15 protein-coding genes are annotated in these 19,204 nt (G+C 67.9%); 7 read left to right on the forward strand and 8 right to left on the reverse strand.

Features of this window, described 5'->3' with window-relative positions:
* Positions 1–6 precede the first annotated feature (6 nt).
* Both purQ and AC3B5T_RS10880 read left to right on the forward strand, forming a co-directional pair.
* The gene (gene purQ, locus AC3B5T_RS10875) at positions 7–687 is read left to right on the forward strand and encodes a phosphoribosylformylglycinamidine synthase subunit PurQ (RefSeq protein WP_488358639.1); all 681 of its coding nucleotides are present in this window, start codon (positions 7–9) and stop codon (positions 685–687) included.
* A 14-nt stretch (positions 688–701) separates the two neighbouring features.
* Entirely contained in the window at positions 702–1,994 is a 1,293-nt protein-coding gene (locus AC3B5T_RS10880) for a M18 family aminopeptidase (protein WP_488358640.1), read from the forward strand.
* A gap of 508 nt (positions 1,995–2,502) precedes the next feature.
* Here the strand turns inward: AC3B5T_RS10880 and AC3B5T_RS10885 are convergent.
* The gene (locus AC3B5T_RS10885; protein ID WP_010844204.1) at positions 2,503–3,276 is read right to left on the reverse strand and encodes a lytic transglycosylase domain-containing protein; all 774 of its coding nucleotides are present in this window, start codon (positions 3,274–3,276) and stop codon (positions 2,503–2,505) included.
* A 218-nt stretch (positions 3,277–3,494) separates the two neighbouring features.
* Positions 3,495–4,805 carry a hypothetical protein gene (locus AC3B5T_RS10890; protein WP_488358641.1) on the reverse strand — a complete coding sequence of 437 codons (1,311 nt, stop codon included), beginning with the start codon at positions 4,803–4,805 and terminating at the stop codon, positions 3,495–3,497.
* A 116-nt stretch (positions 4,806–4,921) separates the two neighbouring features.
* Here AC3B5T_RS10890 and AC3B5T_RS10895 point away from each other — a divergent pair, with 116 nt between their 5' ends.
* Positions 4,922–5,395 (forward strand): anthrone oxygenase family protein, encoded by a 474-nt coding sequence (locus AC3B5T_RS10895; protein ID WP_014925437.1) that lies wholly within the window; start codon positions 4,922–4,924, stop codon positions 5,393–5,395.
* 34 nt (positions 5,396–5,429) lie between these two features.
* Here AC3B5T_RS10895 and AC3B5T_RS10900 read toward each other — a convergent pair whose 3' ends face one another.
* From AC3B5T_RS10900 to AC3B5T_RS10910, 3 genes are all read right to left on the reverse strand, one after another.
* A complete protein-coding gene (locus AC3B5T_RS10900; RefSeq protein ID WP_488358642.1) occupies positions 5,430–6,761 on the reverse strand; it encodes a VOC family protein in 1,332 nt (443 codons plus the stop codon).
* The gene (locus AC3B5T_RS10905) at positions 6,758–7,252 is read right to left on the reverse strand and encodes an RNA polymerase sigma factor (RefSeq protein WP_014925439.1); all 495 of its coding nucleotides are present in this window, start codon (positions 7,250–7,252) and stop codon (positions 6,758–6,760) included. The genes AC3B5T_RS10900 and AC3B5T_RS10905 overlap by 4 nt, the downstream gene beginning before the upstream one ends.
* A gap of 115 nt (positions 7,253–7,367) precedes the next feature.
* Complete coding sequence (locus tag AC3B5T_RS10910; RefSeq protein WP_488358643.1) at positions 7,368–8,267, reverse strand: alpha/beta fold hydrolase; 900 nt, start codon at positions 8,265–8,267, stop codon at positions 7,368–7,370.
* A gap of 69 nt (positions 8,268–8,336) precedes the next feature.
* Here AC3B5T_RS10910 and AC3B5T_RS10915 point away from each other — a divergent pair, with 69 nt between their 5' ends.
* On the forward strand, positions 8,337–8,939 hold the full coding sequence (locus AC3B5T_RS10915) for a TetR/AcrR family transcriptional regulator (RefSeq protein ID WP_058251213.1): 603 nt from the start codon (positions 8,337–8,339) through the stop codon (positions 8,937–8,939).
* 13 nt (positions 8,940–8,952) lie between these two features.
* On the opposite strand, the gene AC3B5T_RS10920 is transcribed toward AC3B5T_RS10915, so the two are convergent.
* The 3 genes from AC3B5T_RS10920 to betT are packed head-to-tail and all read right to left on the reverse strand — an operon-like array spanning position 8,953 to position 14,182.
* Positions 8,953–10,521 (reverse strand): GMC family oxidoreductase, encoded by a 1,569-nt coding sequence (locus tag AC3B5T_RS10920; protein WP_488358644.1) that lies wholly within the window; start codon positions 10,519–10,521, stop codon positions 8,953–8,955.
* A complete protein-coding gene (locus AC3B5T_RS10925; RefSeq protein WP_488358645.1) occupies positions 10,518–12,044 on the reverse strand; it encodes an aldehyde dehydrogenase family protein in 1,527 nt (508 codons plus the stop codon). The genes AC3B5T_RS10920 and AC3B5T_RS10925 overlap by 4 nt, the downstream gene beginning before the upstream one ends.
* On the reverse strand, positions 12,041–14,182 hold the full coding sequence (gene betT, locus AC3B5T_RS10930) for a choline BCCT transporter BetT (protein WP_488358646.1): 2,142 nt from the start codon (positions 14,180–14,182) through the stop codon (positions 12,041–12,043). The genes AC3B5T_RS10925 and betT overlap by 4 nt, the downstream gene beginning before the upstream one ends.
* Before the next feature lie 102 nt (positions 14,183–14,284).
* Here betT and AC3B5T_RS10935 point away from each other — a divergent pair, with 102 nt between their 5' ends.
* From AC3B5T_RS10935 to AC3B5T_RS10945, 3 genes are all read left to right on the forward strand, one after another.
* A complete protein-coding gene (locus AC3B5T_RS10935; RefSeq protein WP_488358647.1) occupies positions 14,285–15,043 on the forward strand; it encodes a VOC family protein in 759 nt (252 codons plus the stop codon).
* A 273-nt stretch (positions 15,044–15,316) separates the two neighbouring features.
* Positions 15,317–17,857: an ATP-dependent Clp protease ATP-binding subunit gene (locus AC3B5T_RS10940; RefSeq protein ID WP_488358648.1), complete on the forward strand. Its 2,541-nt coding sequence runs from the start codon at positions 15,317–15,319 to the stop codon at positions 17,855–17,857.
* A 138-nt stretch (positions 17,858–17,995) separates the two neighbouring features.
* Positions 17,996–18,877, forward strand: a complete 882-nt coding sequence (locus AC3B5T_RS10945) for an enoyl-CoA hydratase-related protein (protein WP_488358649.1) — start codon at positions 17,996–17,998, stop codon at positions 18,875–18,877.
* Positions 18,878–19,204 lie beyond the last annotated feature (327 nt).

Here is a 19,204-nt window from a genome sequence, read left to right on the forward strand (position 1 = left end):
CAGCACATGACAGCACGTATCGGGGTCATCACCTTCCCCGGCACCCTCGACGACGTCGACGCCGCCCGCGCGGTCCGGCTCGCGGGCGCCGAGCCGGTCGCTCTGTGGCACGGCGACGCCGACCTCAGGGGTGTCGACGCCATCATCGTGCCCGGCGGGTTCTCCTATGGCGACTACCTGCGGGCCGGTGCCATCGCCCGTTTCGCGCCGGTCATGGGATCGGTCGTCGAGGCCGCGGGCAAGGGGATGCCGATCCTCGGCATCTGCAACGGTTTTCAGGTCCTCTGTGAGGCCGGACTGCTCCCGGGCGCACTGACCCGCAACGAGGGCCTGCACTTCATCTGCCGGGACGAGTGGCTGCGCGTCGAGTCGAACACCACGGCGTGGACGACCCGGTTCGAGCAGGGCGCGGAGATCCTGATCCCCCTCAAGTCCGGTGAAGGGCGTTACGTGGCGTCGGAGCGCAAGCTCGAGGAACTCGAGGGTGAGGGGCTCGTGGTGTTCCGGTTCCCCGAGCGGAACCCCAACGGTTCGTCGCTCGACATCGCCGGGATCTCCAGCCCCGACGGGCGGATCGTCGGCCTGATGCCGCACCCCGAGCACGCCACGGAGCCGCTCACCGGCCCCAGTGACGACGGCCTCGGACTGTTCTACTCGGCGATCGACTCGGTTCTCGCCTCCGCGTGAGAGCAGGCACGCCGATGAGTGCGTCCGCCAGAATCCCGACCAGTGCGACCGCGAGCGGGCTCGGCGAGTTCATCGACGCGTCGCCGTCGCCGTTCCACGTCTGTGCGACGGTGGCACGCGAACTCGAAAATGCCGGGTACACGCGACTTTTCGAGGACCAGGAGTGGCCTGGAGGTGACCTCGACGCGCCGTCGGCGCGGCACTACGTGATCCGCGGCGGCTCGATCATCGCCTGGGAGACAGGGCCGTCGGGTGCCTTCCGAATCGTCGGCGGGCACACCGACAGTCCCAACCTGCGGCTCAAGCAGCATCCGGACCGCTCGTCGGCCGGAGTCGCGATGGTCGCGCTCGAACCCTACGGCGGTGCGTGGCTCAACTCCTGGCTCGATCGCGACCTCGGCCTCTCCGGCCGTCTCGCGTACCGGTCGGGAAATTCGGTGGCGCACACGCTGGTCCATGTCACCGAGCCGGTGGTGCGGGTGCCCCAGCTCGCGATCCATCTGTCCGAGGACCGGAAGGGCGTCTCGCTCGATCCGCAACGGCACGTCAACGCCGTGTGGGGGATCGGTGACGAGGTTCCCGCTGTCCTGGGCTGGGTGTCGGAGTATGCGGGGATCGATCCGGACGCGGTCCTCGGCTGGGAGCTCATGACCCACGACGTCGCACCGTCGGCGGTCATCGGCGCCGACGGAAATCTGCTCAGCGCACCCCGTTTGGACAACCAGGGCACCTGTTACACGGGTTTGCGCGCATTGCTCGACGCCGGGTCGTCGAATCACACGAAGATGCTGGTCCTGTTCGACCACGAGGAGGTCGGCAGCGGTTCCGAACGCGGTGCCGCCTCGGACTTCCTGGGCTCGGTCTGCGAACGAATCGTGTTGGCGCGGGGCGGATCACGCGCAGACTTCCTGCGGGCGATGGCCGCGAGTGTGTGCCTGTCGGGCGACATGGCCCATGCGACCCACCCGAACTATCCCGAACGGCACGAACCCGGCCACCGCATCTCGATCGGCGGCGGCCCGGTGCTCAAGGTGAACCAGAACCTGCGCTACGCGTCGGATGCGGTGGGAGAGGCCGTCTTCGCGCTCGCATGCGACGCCGCGGGCGTCCCGATGCAGCGGTACGTCCACCGGGCGGACCTGCCGTGCGGGTCGACGATCGGACCGATCACGGCATCACGCACGGGTCTCACGACGATCGACGTCGGCGCGCCACAGCTGGCAATGCACTCCGCACGCGAGCTCATGGGTGCCGACGACGTGCCGATGTATTCGGCTGCGCTGCAGGCGTTCCTGACGCAAGGCTGAGGTCCTGGCGCCCAAGCTCGTGCCTGTTCCCTGAGGAGCGAGCTTGCGAGCTGGTGCCTGCTCCCTGAGGAGCGAGCTTGCGAGCTGGTGCCTGCTCCCTGAGGAGCGAGCTTGCGAGCGCCACGAAGGGTTTCGCAGCCTCGGTCGCCGACCCTTCGTGGCTCGTCGCTTGCGCTCCTCGCACCTCAGGGGGCAGAGGTGGGAGGTCGTCGCTTGCGCTCCTCGCACCTCAGGGGGCAGAGGTGGGAGGTTGTCGCTATCGCTTCTCGCACCGCAGATGGTGAGGCGGCACATAGCTGCGTTTCGTAACCGACAGACTTCAACTCGACTCCCAGACTTCGATCGAAGTCCATCGGTCGAGTTGACGTCTGTCGGTCACGAGCACGAGCGCCGAGCCCTGCTCGTCGCCCCTGTGTCGTTGCTGTGCGTGACTCCGCGGGCCGCTCTGTCCCAACTCCGGAACGGCCGATCTTCCAGTTCTTCCGGACCAGGTGCGAGGAGAGCGCGATCAGTACTCGCGGGCGAAACCGAGGACTTTGTCCACGTAGTCCATCGAGTTGTTGTACCGCAGCACCGCGGTCACCAGCGAGGACGAGTCCCGCAGGTCGAGGTCTTCGTCGCACAGGTAGTTCGCGGTGGTCAGCGCGGCGTCGAAGATGTTCTGCGGGTCGGACTTTCCGTCGCGATTGCCGTCGGCGGCGTACATCTTCCACGTCGACGGCAGGAACTGCATCGGGCCGACCGCGCGGTCGTAGACCGGGTCGCCGTCGAGTTGGCCGCCGTCGGTGTCACCGATGACCTGGTTGCCGGCGAGGGACCCGTCGAGGCGCGGACCGAAGATCGCACTGCGCAGCACGCCGTCGGGGTTCACGTTGCCCTGATCGGCGTGATGGGACTCGACGCGACCGATCCCGGCGATGACCTTCCAGTCGATGCCGCAGCGCGGGTGGGTGCTCGTGACGGCCTTGGCGGCCGAGGAGTACGCGTCGTAGTTGGTCACCGGGACCGCGCCGGTCGTGACGCTCGCCGGGCGGACCGGGGGCGGTGGGGGCGTCGGCGCGATCGGGTGGGCCCGGACGGCAGGCGTCACGGCGGGTGGTGTGGTGGTGGCCTCGGTCGCGGACTGGGGCGACTGGGGCGCCGACACAGGCGTCGGGGCCAGTGTCTGACCGGAGAGCTCGGCTCCGGCGGTGGCCGCGCCGGCCAGTACGCCGACCGGCAGGAGGGCGGTGGCCCACAGCGGTGTGCGGGACCTCTTCCGTGGCTTGGAGTGCTTACCCAAAACTGATCGACCTCGCGTGTACATCTCGTGGTTCGTGCTTGCGGAACCGAGCCGACCGTACACGCGGCCGTGAGCAAAGCGTTATCTTGTCGTAACCGAATCAGGTCTGTACGGGACGACGTTTTCGTGTTTGTGCAGGTGAGGCCGGAAGCTCGAGTGCGCCTGTGAAACGGCCCACACGATGGTTGATGGCGGGACGATCGGGGCAGCGGCCGGGGTCAGTTCGGGCGCAGCATCGACAGGGTGCTGCCCTCGCTGACGACGATGTATCCGTCGACCACCCGGACGAGACCGGGGGAGGACAGACCGCGTTCCCACGCCGCGGTGTTGCCCGGGGTGAGTCCGGTCAGCAGCCCCTGATTGACGAGGACCATGGTGGTGCCGCTGGACCCGACGCACCGCGGATTGGCGAGGATCGGTTGCTGCGGACCGGGCGGGGGCCCGCTGCCGACGTGTGCGCCGTTGGCGAGCGCGTACGTCGTCCGTGAACCGTCGAGGCGGCCGAAGTTGACGAGGGAGCCACAGGCGACGGCATTGGCCTTGGACAGTTCGCCGTCGCGGATCTGCCACAGCGCCCCCGCTTGCGCGGGATCGCGGACCTCGTACTGTCCCTCGGCGGCGAACACCCGGTTCGCCGCGTTCAGGACGGGCAGGGTCGACGGTCCCGGCAGCACGCGCAGGCCGTCGGCCTCCGCGACCGGATCGGCGTCGACCCGCCCGTTGACGGTGGCGTAGGTGACCACCTTCTCCTCGCCGTAGGCCTGGTGGTCGACGGTCACTCCGGTCGGGTGGAGCTTGATCGCGCACTGGTCGCAACCGATGCGGTCCTCCCCGGTCGCCGGGTTGACCAGATGCTGGCTGGCATCGGCGGTCTTGATGACGACGATGTCGCCGGATACCTCGATGCCGACGACCGGTGCCGCGAAGGTCCGTGCCCAGATGTTGTTGCCGGCCGGGGTGTTCAGCGTGACCTGGTGCCCGACCCGGTTGACGCGCAGGAAGTCGGTGCCGAGACCCTCGACCGCCTTGGTGTCCAGATACTCCGCGGTGCGGGTCGGGACCCCGTCGTCGTCGACGAGGTAGAAACCGTCGTCGAGCGGGGTGCCCAGCTGTACCGCGCAACCGACCTGGCCCGCCTCGTTGACCGCGCAGTCGCCCTGCCCCGCGTTGATGGGGCTGTCCCACAGCAGTTTTCCGGTACGCCGGTCCACCATCACGAACGAGCGTCCCAATCCGGACGGATACGTGATGAGCCAACCCTCGTCGGAGGTGTCGGCGACCTCGATGGTGACCTCACCGACGTAGTCGGGCAGGTCCTCCTGGCCGACGATCGTCCAGGCGGTCCCCGGCTCACGTTCGTATCCGCGCAGCTCGCCGTAAACGTACTCACCGTCGTCGGTCCGGGCGTCACCGCTCGCGAGCACCACGCCACCGGTCACGACCAGCGCGGCGCACAGGACGAAGACGATGGTCCCGATGCCGAACGGCAGACGCGCGGACAGGGCCCGGACGCGAGGGCGAGAGGACATGGGTAAGAGTCAACCATGACGGCGGTGGCCGCTCCGGAGTCGGGATCCGGACGGCGGAGCAGGAAATCCGCCGGTCGGGTCACGGTTTTCGCCTCGCGAGATGCTGAACTGTTCCCATGGATCTGCTGCGCGAGGTGTTGGTGACCCTGACGATCGTGACCACCGGGCTCAGCGCCGGTGTGCTGGCGGGATTCGGCTACGCCGTGATTCCGGGTCTGACCCGGGCCGGTGCCGACGTCGCGGTCGCGGCCATGCAGCGGATGAACAGCGCCATCCTCAACCCGCTCTTCGCGGTGATCTTCGGCGGCGGTCTGCTGTTCGGCGCGCTGACCGTCTGGCTCGGTTGGGGTTCGGGTCTCCGCTGGTGGGCCTTCGCCGCAACGGTCCTCACCGCGCTCGGCATCGTGATCACGATGGTCGTCAACGTCCCCGCCAACGACCGTCTCGACGCCGCGGGTGACGTCCGCGGAGACGAGGCGGAGAGGGTCTGGTCGCGGTTCACCGCCGTCTGGGTGCCGTGGAACGTCGTGCGTTCCCTGCTGACCGCCGCAGCGATGGTGGTGCTGATCGTCGGGTTGTTGGTGGGCTGATGCCGTGTTGCTTCCTGCGCGTGCGGGTGGGTGCTCAGAACAACTGACCGAGGTAGAACTGCCCGCCCTGGTCGTCGGCGCATCGCGCGGAAACGCCGTACGGGGCGGTGCTCGGTTCCTCCAGTACCGTCCCGCCCGCGGCGCGGACGCGCTCGACTGCGGCGACGACGTCGTCGGTCGTCCACATCGGCACGGCGACCGGGCGGTCCGCGCCGCCCGCGAGACCGATCTGCGGTCGGGAGTCGTCGACCTCCCAGCCGTCGTCGACGCGACCGCCGTGGAACGTCCAGCCGAGCACCGAACCGTAGAACTCGCGGAACCGTCCGCTGTCGGGCGTCAGCACCGTCAGGTAGGTCATGGCTCCGGGTGCGCGCGGGTGCGCCTCCGGCCGGGTGTCCTCCGGGTCGGAGGCGAAGACCGCGAATCGGACGCCCTGATCATCGACGGCGTCGACGACGCGGTGTCCGTCGGGACTGGAACCGAACGTCCCCTGTCCGCCGGCCGCGACGATGCGCTCGTGGGCGGCCTCGAGGTCGTCGACGGCGTACGCGCAGAACATCGTCGGGGCGCCCGGGGTCTCGAAGATGCCGAGGCGATGACCGACGTTGATGACACGCCGTCCCTGTGAGTCGAACTCCCAGCCGAGGACGTCGCCGTAGAAGCGTCGGGCACGGGCGGCGTCGGGCGTGTTCAGGGACATGAAGCCCACGTCGCCCTGGCGGATCACCGCGGGGGTCGTGGTCTTCGACGGCCCGCTCAGCATCCAGCGGTGCCCGAACGGGTCGACGACGACCGCAGTGCGGGTGCCGTGGGCTTCGTACGGCTCGCGGGTCACCGCGGCTCCGGCGCGGGCGGCGCTCGAGACCGCATCGTCGGTGTCGTCGACGGCGACCATCAGGCTGACCGAGACCTGCCCGGGGGCGGGCGCGCGGAGTCCGAGATCGGGGAACTCGGCGGCGAGATAGACCGCGCCGCCGCCCAATTCGAGTTCGGCGTGGCCGATCACGCCGTCGGCCATGACGATCGGTTCGCCGCGCAACCGTGCGCCGAACGCGTCGACATACCAGTCGATCGCGGCCTGCGGTTCGGCCACGACGAGATACGGGAGGGCGCCGGGGCGTTCCACCACCGGTTCTCCTCGGGAGGGCGCAGCGGACGGGGCGGTCTCCGATGCATCGAGTTGTGTTGCGGTGGCCATGACGACTCCTTCGGGTAGGTTCGCGCCGCGCTCGAGGCGATCACGCAGCGCGGCGGCGAAATCGCGGTCGGGACGAACGGGATCGTCGAAGCCCGGCGTGCGCGCCGCGTTCAGGACGTGCAGCGGATCTCGCGTCGCGTCGAAGCGCGAGCTGTTCCGGGTACTCATGCGTGACCTCCTCTCCCGCTGGGCTGGGGTTGTGTTTCGGGGTAGGCGGCACGGAACGCGCGCTTGGCCCTGGTGAGAAGTGCCTCGGTCGCGCCGACCGTGCGGCCCAGGATCTCCGCGCACTCGCCGACGGGGAGATCGTCGACGTAGCGCAGCGTCAGCACCGAACGATGGACCGGCGACAGCTGGCCCAGGGTGTGATGGGCGACCATCCGGTCGAGTTCGGTGTCCCACGGATCGTTGCCGCGGTCGGGTGGATTCTCGACGGGCTCCGGGGTGCGCTGGGCGCGTCGCCAGTGATCGGCGAGCTTGTGCCGGGCGATCCCGATCAGCCACCCGGTGGTCGGTTCGGTGTCGCGTCGTCGTCGGACGGAGTCCATCGCGGCCAGGAAGGTCTCCGAGGTGACGTCCTCGGCGGTGCGACGATCCGGGCAGCGGCGCACGACGAAGCCGTACACCTCTGGCAGTGCCTGGTCATAGACTGCCAGCAATCCCTCTGGTCCCCGGGTCGAAGAAACCGGTTGGTCGCTGCTCACACCTTCATCGTCGTGGCTGGACGCGACAATCCGACGGGTGTGGAGGAAATTTCCTCCGCGGGACGGACAGTCAGGGCGACGTGAGGTCCCCGACGGTGAGCTCGACGATCTGGTCGGCCACGGCCCGCGGCTGGTCGAGCGACACGAAGGTCCGTGCGTCGGGAACCTCGACGAACGGCGCGCCGCCTGGGAAGGCAGCGGCCAGCCGGCGTCCGTGCGCCGGGGTGAAGCATCGGTCGTCGCGTCCCCAGACCAGGCGGACCGGAAGGTCGACACCGGACATCCGTGGGGTGATCGTCGCCAGTTCGGCCGGACTGATGCCTCGGAGGAAAGCTATGAAGTCGTCGCGGATGCGCGCATCGGTCTGCAGTGGCTCGAAGACCGAGCCGGTGAGTTCGGGGTCCGGGTCGTTGAGCAGCAGGCCGACCCCGAGTGCGGAATGGCGCAGTGCGCGCAGTCGCATCGCCTCGGCCAGGGGCTTCAGCAGCCAACGGTGCTTCATCAGTGTGAAGTACAGCCGGAACGGCTGGGGTGGGAACAGATCGAACGCATCGCAGTTGGTGAACACCAACCGGCTGACGAATCGCGGGTCGTCGTCGAGCGCGAACTGGGTGATGGCGCCGCCTGAGTCGTTGGCCACGAGTGTCGCGGCGGACAGGCCGAACCGGTCGACGAACTCACGCAGGAGCCGGCCCATCCCGCGCGGCGAGCGGTCCGCCCGGGGCCCGAGCGGAATGCGATGGGAGCCCAGGGGCATGAGGGGGACCAGGCACCTGAACCCGCGCTCGGCGAGCAGGAGCGCGGTCGGTTCCCACAGGCGATGATCGACGACGGCGCCGTGGACGAAGACGATCGGCGGATGCGCGGACTCCGCGGGCCCGTATGTGGCGTACTCGAAGACGCCGGAGGGCAGCTCGACGCTCGGAAGTGTGGTGGGTGGGGGTGTAGCCGCCTGCGGTGCAGTTGCCATGGCGAGACCCGCTTCTCGTAGACTCGGATAACTTACGAACACTGAGTATGAAAGTTACGTGCAAACTGTATGAAAGTCAATCGTCGTACCCAGGCCGAGCGGACCGCGGCGACCCGCGCGTCATTGATCGACGCCGGCCGGAAGCTGTTCGGCGAACGCGGCTTCGCCGACGTCGGCACCCAGGAGATCGTCGCCGAGGCCGGCGTGACGCGCGGTGCGCTCTACCACCAGTTCGACGACAAGAAAGGGCTGTTCGTCGCCGTCTACGACGACGTGGAACAGTCGATCGTCGCGCAGATCGCGGCGGCCGTGGGGGAGCGCGCCGCCGAGGACCCGCTCGCCGCGCTGAAGGCGGGTATGCGTCTGTTCCTGCGGCTGTGCACCGAGCCGGAGGTGCACCGCATCACCCTTGTCGAGGCGCCATCGGTGCTCGGATGGAGTGAATGGCGTGCTCGCGGAGAAGAATTCGGATTCGCACTCGTCGAAGGCCTGATCGCGGCCGCGATCGCCACGGGCCAGGCGGTCGAGCAGCCCACCCGCCCGCTGGCCCACGTCGCGATCGGCGCGCTCGACGAGGCGGCGCTCTACGTCGCCGCCGCCGACGATCGCGAGGCCGCCACCGAACAGGTAGCTGCGGTCCTGGAACGGATCGTCGACTCGTTCGCGACCTAGTCGCTCCTGGCGGTCAGTTGCCGCCGGCGCGCACCAGCTCGGCGCAGCGTTCGCCGACGAGCATCACGGTGAGGTTGGGGTTCACCGTCGTGTGTTCCGGGAACACCGACGCGTCGGCCACCCGAAGTCCTGCAACACCTTTGACGCGGAGTTCGGGATCGAGCGGCGACAGCTCGTCGTCGGGCGCACCCATCCGCACGGTGCCGACCGGGTGGTAGACGGTGTTGTGGGTGCGGGCGATGTAGTCCGCCAGTTCGGCGTCGCTCGTGGTATCGGGGCCCGGATACAGTTCTCGCGCAATCCACGTCGACAGCGGTTCGGCGGCGGCGATCTCGCGGGCCTTCCGTAGGCCGGCGATCATGATCCGCATGTCGTAGCCCTCGAAGTCGGTGAAGTACCGGGGATCGACGCGCGGCTTGTCACGGAAGTCGCGGGAACGCAACGCAACAGTGCCCCGTGACCGCGCGTGGGTCACGTTCGGTGTCAGGCAGAAGGTGTTGTCACTGGTCGGGTAGCCCTGGCGAAGAGTGTGCATGTCGAACGGCACACTGCCGTAGTGCATCATCAGGTCCGGCCGGGTCAGACCCGCATCGACGGTGGTGAAGATGCCCGCCTCCCACCACTGGGTCGACTCGCGGACCATCGGCTTCGCGGTCTCGAACCCGATCACCCCTTCGGGGTGGTCCTGCAGGTGTTCTCCGACCCCCGGCGCGTCGACGAGGGCCTCGATCTCGTGCTCGCGCAGATCGTCGGCCGGCCCGATTCCCGAGAGCATCAGCAACTTCGGGGAGTCGATCGCCCCCGCCGACACGATCACCTCGCCCCGGGCCTCGATCCGTGTCGTGCGACCGAACGCGTTGTCGGTGATGTCGACGCCCACGGCACGCAACTCGCCGTCGACCCGCTCAATGACCACCCGTTTTGCCCACGATCCGGTGCGGATGGTGAGGTTCGGCCGCTCGAGGTGCGGGTGCAGATAACTGACCGACGACGAGGCGCGCACACCGTCGGGTCGTCGGTTGATCTGGAAGAAGTTGGCGCCGTTGACAACCGTGCTGCCGCTGTTGAACTCGACGCGGGGGATGCCGACCGACTCGCAGGCGTCGAGCAGGGCGACCCCGCACGGGTCGTTCGGCGGCACCGTCATGAGGTGGACCGGACCGCTGCGACCGTGGTGCGCGCCCGGCGCGTCGTTGGTCTCGATCTGCGGGTAGAGGCGGTACAACTCCGCCGAACCCCATCCGGCGCATCCGAAGTCGCGCTCCCACGAGTCGAGGTCCTCGCGCGGAGCCCAGAAGGCGATGCAGCTGTTGTGCGAACTGCACCCGCCGAGGACCTTCGCCCGGGCGTGGCGCATGAAATCGTTGCCGTTCTCCTGCGGTTCGATGGGATAGTCCCAGTCGTAACCGGATTCGAGGAGTTCCATCCACCGGTCGAGCCGCAGGATCGCGTCGTCGCCGACATCGGACGGACCCGCCTCCAGCAGGCACACCGTGACCGAGGGGTCCTCGGACAGCCGCGACGCCACCACGGCACCCCCGGAGCCGCCGCCGACGACCACGTAGTCGTAGGTCTCGCTCATCGTCGCTCCTCGCCGTCTCCGGACCGGTCCGCGAACCAGCCGGTCACGCCCGGTCGGAGATTCTCGTAGACATGTTTGGCTTCGCGGTACTCCGCCAGACCGGACGGTCCGAGCTCCCGCCCGAAGCCCGACTGGCCGTAACCGCCCCACTCGGCTTCCGGCAGGTACGGCCCGAAGTCGTTGACCCACACCGTTCCGGCCCGGATTCGTCCGGCGATGCGGCGGGCGCGTGCCGCGTCGGCCGACCAGACGGCCCCCGCGAGACCGTAGACGGTGTCGTTGGCCAGGGTCACGGCCTCGTCCTCGGTGGCAAAGGTCTCCACGGTGACGGTCGGTCCGAACGCCTCGTCGTGCACGCAGGCCATCGAACGGTCGGCGCGATCGATCACGGTGGGCAGATAGAACCATCCGTCGTCCAGGCGCCCCGAACCCGCATCGCCCGTGGCGAACGCGCCACCGGTGCGGATGATCGCGCCATCCGCACGAGCCTGTTCGACGTAGGCGTGCACCTTGTCTCGGTGCGCCGCCGAGATGAGCGGTCCGGTCTCGGTGCCCTCGGAGTAGGGCAGGCCCAGCCGGATCTGCTCCGCGCGGCGGACCAGCTCATCGACGAAGCGATCGTGTGCGGACTCCTCGATGATGAGCCGGGCTCCGGCCGAACAGACCTGCCCCGAATGCAGGAACGCCGCGTTGAGTGCGTTGTCGACCGCTGCCGCGAGGAGTTCGTCGGTGGCGCAGGCGTCGGCGAAGACCACGTTCGGGTTCTTGCCCCCGAGTTCGAGCGCGACCTTCTTCACCGTCGCCGCCGCCTCGCGGGCGATGACCCGGCCGGTCACGAGCCCACCGGTGAACGAGACCAGGTCGACGTCAGGATGAGACGACAGCGGAGCGCCGGCCTCGGCGCCCGCGCCCAGGACGAGGTTGCCCACGCCCGCCGGGAGACCGACCTGCTCCAGGACCTGCATGAGCAGGATGGACGTGTGCGGGGTGAGTTCGGCGGGCTTGAGCACGAAGGTGTTGCCCGCCGCCAGTGCCGGCGCGACCTTCCACGCCGCCTGCAGCAGCGGGTAGTTCCACGGTGTGATCAATCCGCAGACGCCGACCGGTTCGTACACGATGCGCGAATCGGCGTCGGGTGACCCGGTGTCGACCACGCGCCCGGCGTCGGCCGCCGCGAGCTTGCCGAAGTACCGGAAGCAGTTCGCGATGTCGGTCATGTCGATGTCCGACTCGTAGGGCCGCTTGCCGGTGTCGAGGGTCTCGGCGCGGACGAACTCGTCTCGGCGCTCGTCGATCTGGGCGGTGACGCGGAGAAGGAGGTCCCCGCGGTCGGCGGCGGGTGTGGCGCTCCACTCGCCGGAGTCGAACGCCCGGCGGGCCGCCGCGATGGCCTGCTCGGTGTCGGCCACACCGCCCTCGGCCACCACACCGACGAGCGAGTTGTCTGCGGGACAACGGATCTCACGGGTCTCGCCGGAGGCGGCGGGCCGCCAGCGGCCGCCGATGTAGAGGGTCTCGCTCATCGAGCCGATGCTCCTTCGGAACTGCTGTCGGGGATGTCCGTGTCGCTGTCGGGCACGGTACCGTCGCCGGCGGCCGGATCGGGTTCGGGGTCGTGGTGATCACCAGCGGCATCTCGCAGATGCAGATAACCGAGATGACGTTCGTACTGGTCGAGGATGTCGCCGATGATCTGGTCGCGGGTGTAGCCGGTGAGCGAGTAGCCCTGGGACCCCTCGGTGAGATACACCTCGCACCGGAAGTAGCGATCGTCGGACCGCTGGGTCCGGACCGCGTACGTCGGGGTCGGCGCCGAGACCGGCCACACGCAGTACTCGAACCGGGGAACTTCGGCGAGTTCGACGACCAGGCGCGGTGACGGCAGCCCTTCGTTCTCGGCCGACTCGTCGACCGTCGCGGTGATCCCCTCCCGGCCGAATTGTTCGGCGACCTCGGTCATGGCCGGTACGACGTTGGCTTCGATGAACTTCCGGGTCGCAACCCGGCCGGGGAAGCGCAGGGTGCCGATGAGTCGCTGTCGCCAGCTGCCGTGTTCCGTCGGGCCGCGCCCGACGGCGATCACCTTGGGCAGCGTCGTCCGGAAGCTGTCGAGTTTCACCGACTCGTTGCGGACGGCACGAAGCAGTGAGATGCCGATGAGCCCGAGGACGAAGGAGAACGGCAGGCCCATGATCACCGTCGCGGCCTGCAGGGTGAGGATGGACCCGTCGCCGCCGCCGGCGAACAGCATCGACAGGGTCAGCAGACCGATCGCCACCGACCAGAAGATACGAAGCGACCGTGTGCAATCGGCCATCGGGTCGTCGAGGCGGCTGGTGAAATTGCCCATCACGAGCGAGCCGGAGTCGGCGCTGGTCACGTAGAACAGCAGGCCGGTGATGGTTGCGATCCCGATGAGCAGCGTCGAACCTGGGTACTGATCGAGCAGCGAATAGAACCCGGCCTCGGGTGTGGAGGCCGTCGTCTCGGCGAAATCCGCATCGCCGCGGGCCACCTGCAGGGCACTGTTCCCGAAGATCGAGATCCACACCAGGATGAAGCTGAACGGGACCACCAGCACGCCGAAGATGAACTGCCGCAACGTGCGTCCGCGCGAGATGCGGGCGAGGAAGAGCCCCACGAACGGCGCCCAGGCCACCCACCAGGCCCAGAAGAACAGGGTCCAGCCATCGACGAAGGCGCGGGCGTCGTTGCCGGGCGGCGGGTTCACCTGGTCCCACGCGAAGGTGTCGAGCGTCCGGTCGGCGAAGGTGGAGACGTAATCGCCCGCGTTCTGGACGAGGCCGTTGAGCAGGAAGTCCGCGTCTTTGGCGACCGTGATGTATACGAGCAGGCAGATGGCCAGGATGACGTTGATCTCGGAGAGGCGTCGAATGCCCCTGTCGACACCAGAGGTCGCAGACGCGGTCGCGATCACCACAGCCAGGACGATCAGGCCGATCTGAGCCGCCTTGCCCTGTTCGATCCCGAAGATCTCGTTCAGCCCGAAGTTGAGCTGAACGACGCCGATCCCCAACGAGGTCGCGATCCCGAAGATGGTGCCGAGGACGGCCGCGACGTCTATCGCGTCGCCCCAGCGACCTTCGACACGCTTGCCGAAGATCGGGTACAGCGCTGCCCGGATCGTCAGCGGCAGATTGTGCCGGAAGGCGAAATACGCGAGCGCGCCGCCCATGAGCGCGTACATCGCCCACCCGGTGACCCCGTAGTGGAAGACCGTCCACGTGACCGCCTCGCGCGCAGCCTCGTTGGTCTCCGCGGGCCCGGTCGGCGGGTTGAGGAAATGGGTCACCGGTTCGGCGACCGAGAAGAACATCAGATCTATGCCGATCCCCGCGGCGAACAGCATCGCCGTCCAGGTGAACAGGCTGTACTCGGGGCGCGATTCCTCCGGTCCGAGCCGGTAGCGCCCGTACTTGCTGAGGCCGAGGAACACCACGAGACCGACGATGGCGGTGGCGAGGATGAAGTACCACCAGCCGAACCAGCGGGTGATGAAGTCGCGTACGTCGTTGATCGTCGACTCGGCCGCTGCCGGTGCCGCCAGCGCCCAGACGGCGAAGGCGACCACGATGACGCCCGAGGCGATGAAGACCGTCAGGTTGACCCGGTGCGACCGGGGCCGGGCGTCGTGGGTCATGGGCTACGACGCTAATCCGATCACCGGCGAATCGTGCGGTTTGAGCGAAACACCGGGCCGGCTCACCGATGAGTTCGGGTCCGGCGAGCGGTCTGTATCACCATGGCCACCGCAAGCAGCAGTTCGCTACTCTTCTCCAGCGACGACCCGGGACGCCTTGCCCGGTGGTATTCGACCGCCTTCCAGGCGCAGGTCGAATCGACCGGGTCCGGGGGACCCGGATACGACTATGTGGAACTCGACGGCTTCTTCCTCCTGTTCGACAAACGCGCCGACGTGTCAGGGCCGGCCACCGACGGCCCTCGCCGGATCCTCAACGTCGACGTCGACGACCCTCAGGCGACGGCGGCGCGTCTGGACGACCTGGGTGCCGAATGGATCAGTCCCCTCGAGAACCGGGGCGGCAGCTTCCTGGGGACCGTCGCCGACCCCGACGGCAACTGGGTCCAGATCATCCGGCTGTCCGACGAGGAAGAGATCGGGGTGGGTCCACCGGCGTCGACGTGCAGCGGCTTCGCGGTCCGCGACCTCGGCTCCACCGAGCAGTTCTACCGCGACGTCCTCGGTATGCGGGTGCTGCGGTACCCGATGGGCATCCTGGGAATCCGGATCCGGCGGCAAGTGACCGTCCTGGCGTATCCGAAGGACGATCACGTCCCCGCGGATTTCACCGTCCTCAACATCGCCGTGCCCGATCTCGAGGCCACGGTGGACCAACTGGTCGGCAAGGGCGTCGAGATGCTGCGGTACGAGGGTTTCGCCCACGATGAGCGGGGGATCGTCCGCGGCGGGGACAACGGGCCCGACATCGCGTGGTTCGCCGATCCGTCGGGCAACATCCTGTCCGCGCTGCAGGTGTGAGCTCGAGGTGGGCGGCATCGGGGGCACTCGGCGGCGCCGTTCGCTCTCGGCGTAGCGGCGGGGGAACACAGCCCCGGCCAGCGCAGTTGTACTGTGCACATCCCCGCCGCATCGGTGGATCCACGCACTCTGCGCAGGCGTTAACTGCAGGTGCACCCGAGACGACCTCTAGAGTGGAAGCAGGCTGGTCGTCGTCTATCCGCACCGGTTGTCCTCCGGGACCTCCGAAGCGGCTCCGCGGCGGCCGGGGCGCTAGCAATGTGAGGGAGAACAATGTTCGAACGGTTCACCGACCGCGCGCGTCGGGTTGTGGTTCTGGCCCAAGAAGAAGCGCGCATGCTCAACCACAACTACATCGGTACCGAGCACATCCTCCTCGGCCTCATCCACGAGGGCGAGGGCGTGGCCGCCAAGGCGCTCGAGTCGCTCGGGATCTCCCTGGAAGGGGTCCGCAGCCAGGTCGAGGAAATCATCGGCCAGGGGCAGCAGGCGCCGTCGGGGCACATCCCGTTCACCCCGCGTGCCAAGAAGGTGCTGGAGCTCTCGCTGCGCGAGGCCCTGCAGCTCGGCCACAACTACATCGGTACCGAGCACATCCTGCTCGGCCTGATCCGCGAGGGCGAGGGCGTCGCCGCCCAGGTCCTGGTGAAGCTGGGCGCCGACCTCAACCGCGTCCGCCAGCAGGTCATCCAGCTCCTCAGCGGATACCAGGGCAAGGAGCCACAGGAGGCGGGTACCGGGGGTCGCAGCAGCGAATCCGGCACGCCGTCCACCTCGCTGGTCCTCGACCAGTTCGGCCGCAACCTGACCGCAGCCGCCGGCGAGGGCAAACTCGACCCGGTCATCGGCCGGGAGAAGGAAATCGAGCGGGTCATGCAGGTCCTGAGCCGCCGCACCAAGAACAATCCGGTGCTCATCGGTGAGCCCGGTGTCGGCAAGACCGCCGTCGTCGAAGGTCTTGCGCAGGCCATCGTCAACGGCCAGGTCCCCGAGACCCTCAAGGACAAGCAGCTCTACACCCTCGACCTCGGTTCGCTGGTCGCGGGCAGCCGCTACCGCGGTGACTTCGAGGAACGCCTCAAGAAGGTGCTCAAGGAGATCAACACTCGCGGCGACATCATCTTGTTCATCGACGAGCTGCACACGCTCGTCGGCGCGGGTGCCGCCGAGGGCGCGATCGACGCCGCCAGCATCCTCAAGCCGAAGCTGGCGCGTGGCGAGCTGCAGACCATCGGTGCGACGACCCTCGACGAGTACCGCAAGTACATCGAGAAGGACGCCGCCCTCGAGCGCCGGTTCCAGCCCGTGCAGGTTGGCGAGCCGTCCGTCGAGCACACCATCGAGATCCTCAAGGGTCTGCGTGACCGGTACGAGTCGCACCATCGCGTCTCCATCACCGACGGTGCGCTGGTCGCCGCCGCGACGCTGGCCGACCGCTACATCAACGACCGGTTCCTGCCGGACAAGGCGATCGACCTCATCGACGAGGCCGGTGCGCGAATGCGCATCCGCCGGATGACCGCGCCGCCAGATCTGCGCGAGTTCGACGACCGCATCGCCGACGCGCGCAAGGAGAAGGAGAGCGCGATCGACGCGCAGGACTTCGAGAAGGCCGCCAGCCTCCGCGACAAGGAGAAGCAGCTGGTCGCCGAACGCGCCGAGCGCGAGAAGCAGTGGCGCAGCGGTGACATGGACGTGGTGGCCGAGGTCGACGACGAGCAGATCGCCGAGGTCCTCGGAAACTGGACCGGTATCCCGGTGTTCAAGCTCACTGAGGAGGAGACCACCCGTCTGCTCCGCATGGAGGACGAGCTGCACAAGCGGATCATCGGCCAGGAGGACGCCGTCAAGGCGGTGTCCAAGGCCATCCGTCGCACGCGCGCCGGTCTGAAGGATCCGAAGCGTCCGTCGGGCTCGTTCATCTTCGCCGGCCCGTCCGGTGTCGGTAAGACCGAGCTCTCCAAGGCGCTCGCGAACTTCCTGTTCGGCGAGGACGACGCGCTCATCCAGATCGACATGGGCGAGTTCCACGACCGCTTCACCGCTTCGCGGCTGTTCGGTGCCCCTCCCGGGTACGTCGGCTACGAAGAGGGCGGTCAGCTCACCGAGAAGGTGCGCCGCAAGCCGTTCTCGGTGGTGCTCTTCGACGAGATCGAAAAGGCCCACTCGGAGATCTACAACACGCTGTTGCAGGTCCTCGAGGACGGTCGCCTGACCGACGGTCAGGGTCGCACGGTCGACTTCAAGAACACCGTGCTGATCTTCACGTCCAACCTCGGTACCTCGGACATCTCCAAGGCCGTGGGCATGGGCTTCTCGTCGAGCGACGGCACCAAGTCGAACTACGACCGGATGAAGCAGAAGGTCAACGACGAGCTCAAGAAGCACTTCCGCCCCGAGTTCCTCAACCGTATCGACGACATCGTCGTGTTCCACCAGCTCACGCGTGAGGAGATCATCCAGATGGTCGATCTCATGCTGACGCGCGTGGAAGGTGCGCTGAAGAACAAGGACATGGCCCTCGAGGTCACCGACCGCGCGAAGTCGCTGCTGGCCAAGCGCGGGTTCGATCCGGTGCTGGGTGCGCGCCCGCTGCGTCGCACCATCCAGCGCGAGATCGAGGACCAGCTGTCGGAGAAGATCCTGTTCGGCGACATCGCCCCCGGACAGATCGTCCTCGTCGACGTGGAGAACTGGGACGGCGAAGGCGAAGGCGACGACGCCCGATTCGTCTTCACCGGTTCGGAGAAGCCGCGCATGGTTCCCGACGCACCGGTCGAGCTCACCAAGGCCGGCGAGTCCGACGCGAGCTGACATCGTGCCCGTCTGAGCAGATCTGACACAACGGCGGCGTCACCCGGGGAGGGTGGCGCCGCCGTTGTGTTGTGTCTGAACCGGATACCTTTGACACAGCCGACGCGGAGTGTCCCAGCGCCCGATAGCATCACCTCTGTGACGAGCGATACATCAGACGTCGGGCGCAAATCCCGACAAGACCAGCCCACCATCACCGTCGAGCGCGACGGGGAGATCGCGATCTTCCGGCTCAACCGGCCCGACCGGCTCAACGCGTTCACCGTGCAGATGAGGGAGGAGCTCTGCGCCGCGTTCGACGAGACCGATGCCGACGACACCGTGCGTGCGGTGGTGCTGACGGGTAACGGCCGCGCGTTCTGTGCCGGCGCCGATCTCGAGGCGGGTGGTGCGACGTTCGATGCTTCGTCGGTGGTGGAGTCCGATGCGAGCCGGGAGCCCGAGATTCCCGCGGACGAGGGCGGCAAACTCACCCTGCGGATGTTCGCCTCGCTCAAACCGATCGTGGTGGCCGTCAACGGCCCGTCGGCCGGGGTCGGGGTGACGATGACCCTGCCCGCCGACGTCCGGATCGCCTCGGAGGACGCGAAGTTCGGGTTCGTCTTCGCCGCACGCGGTCTCGTTCCCGAAGCCGCGTCGAGTTGGTTCCTGCCCCGGTTGGTCGGGTTGCCGACGGCGTTGCAGTGGACGATCGGTGCCAAGATGGTGCAGGCCGACGAGGCACTCGACCGCGGGCTGATCCAGCAGATCGTCCCCAAGGACCAGGTGCTCGAGACCGCCATCGCCGTCGCGCGCGAGATGACCGCGAACAGTGCGCCCGTCTCGGTGGCACTGACCCGGCAACTGCTCTGGCGGATGGCCGGCGCACCCAGCCCGCTCGACGCTCATCGTGCCGACTCGAAGGCGATCTTCTACCGGGGGCAGTCCGGGGACGTCTATGAAGGCGTCATGTCCTTCCTGGAGAAGCGGCCGGCGACCTACCCCAACACGGTCTCGGCGGATCTGCCCGAGATCTTCTGATCCGCGCGCCTGCTCCCTGCTCAGTCGAGGGTCCCGGCCTGGCGTCCGATCTCGAGCACCACGAAGATCATCACGAGCTGGCTCAACGTGCCCTACGGTGAAAAATGCCTGCAAACAGCCCGTGTGAACTGGGTGAACATCCGAACACGCCGGACATAAACGGTGGCAGTGCACCCGGAGCGCGGTTATCGTGGCGACAGAGCATGCCAGACCAACGAGAGGAGGTGACGCAGATGTCGATGGGTGACAAGGCTTTCGCCGGCGAGTGGCGAACCGCCCCATCCGACCGTCCGTGCGGACTGGAATCCGACGGCAGGCCGGGACCGA

Source organism: Gordonia sp. G4 (genome assembly GCF_057770005.1).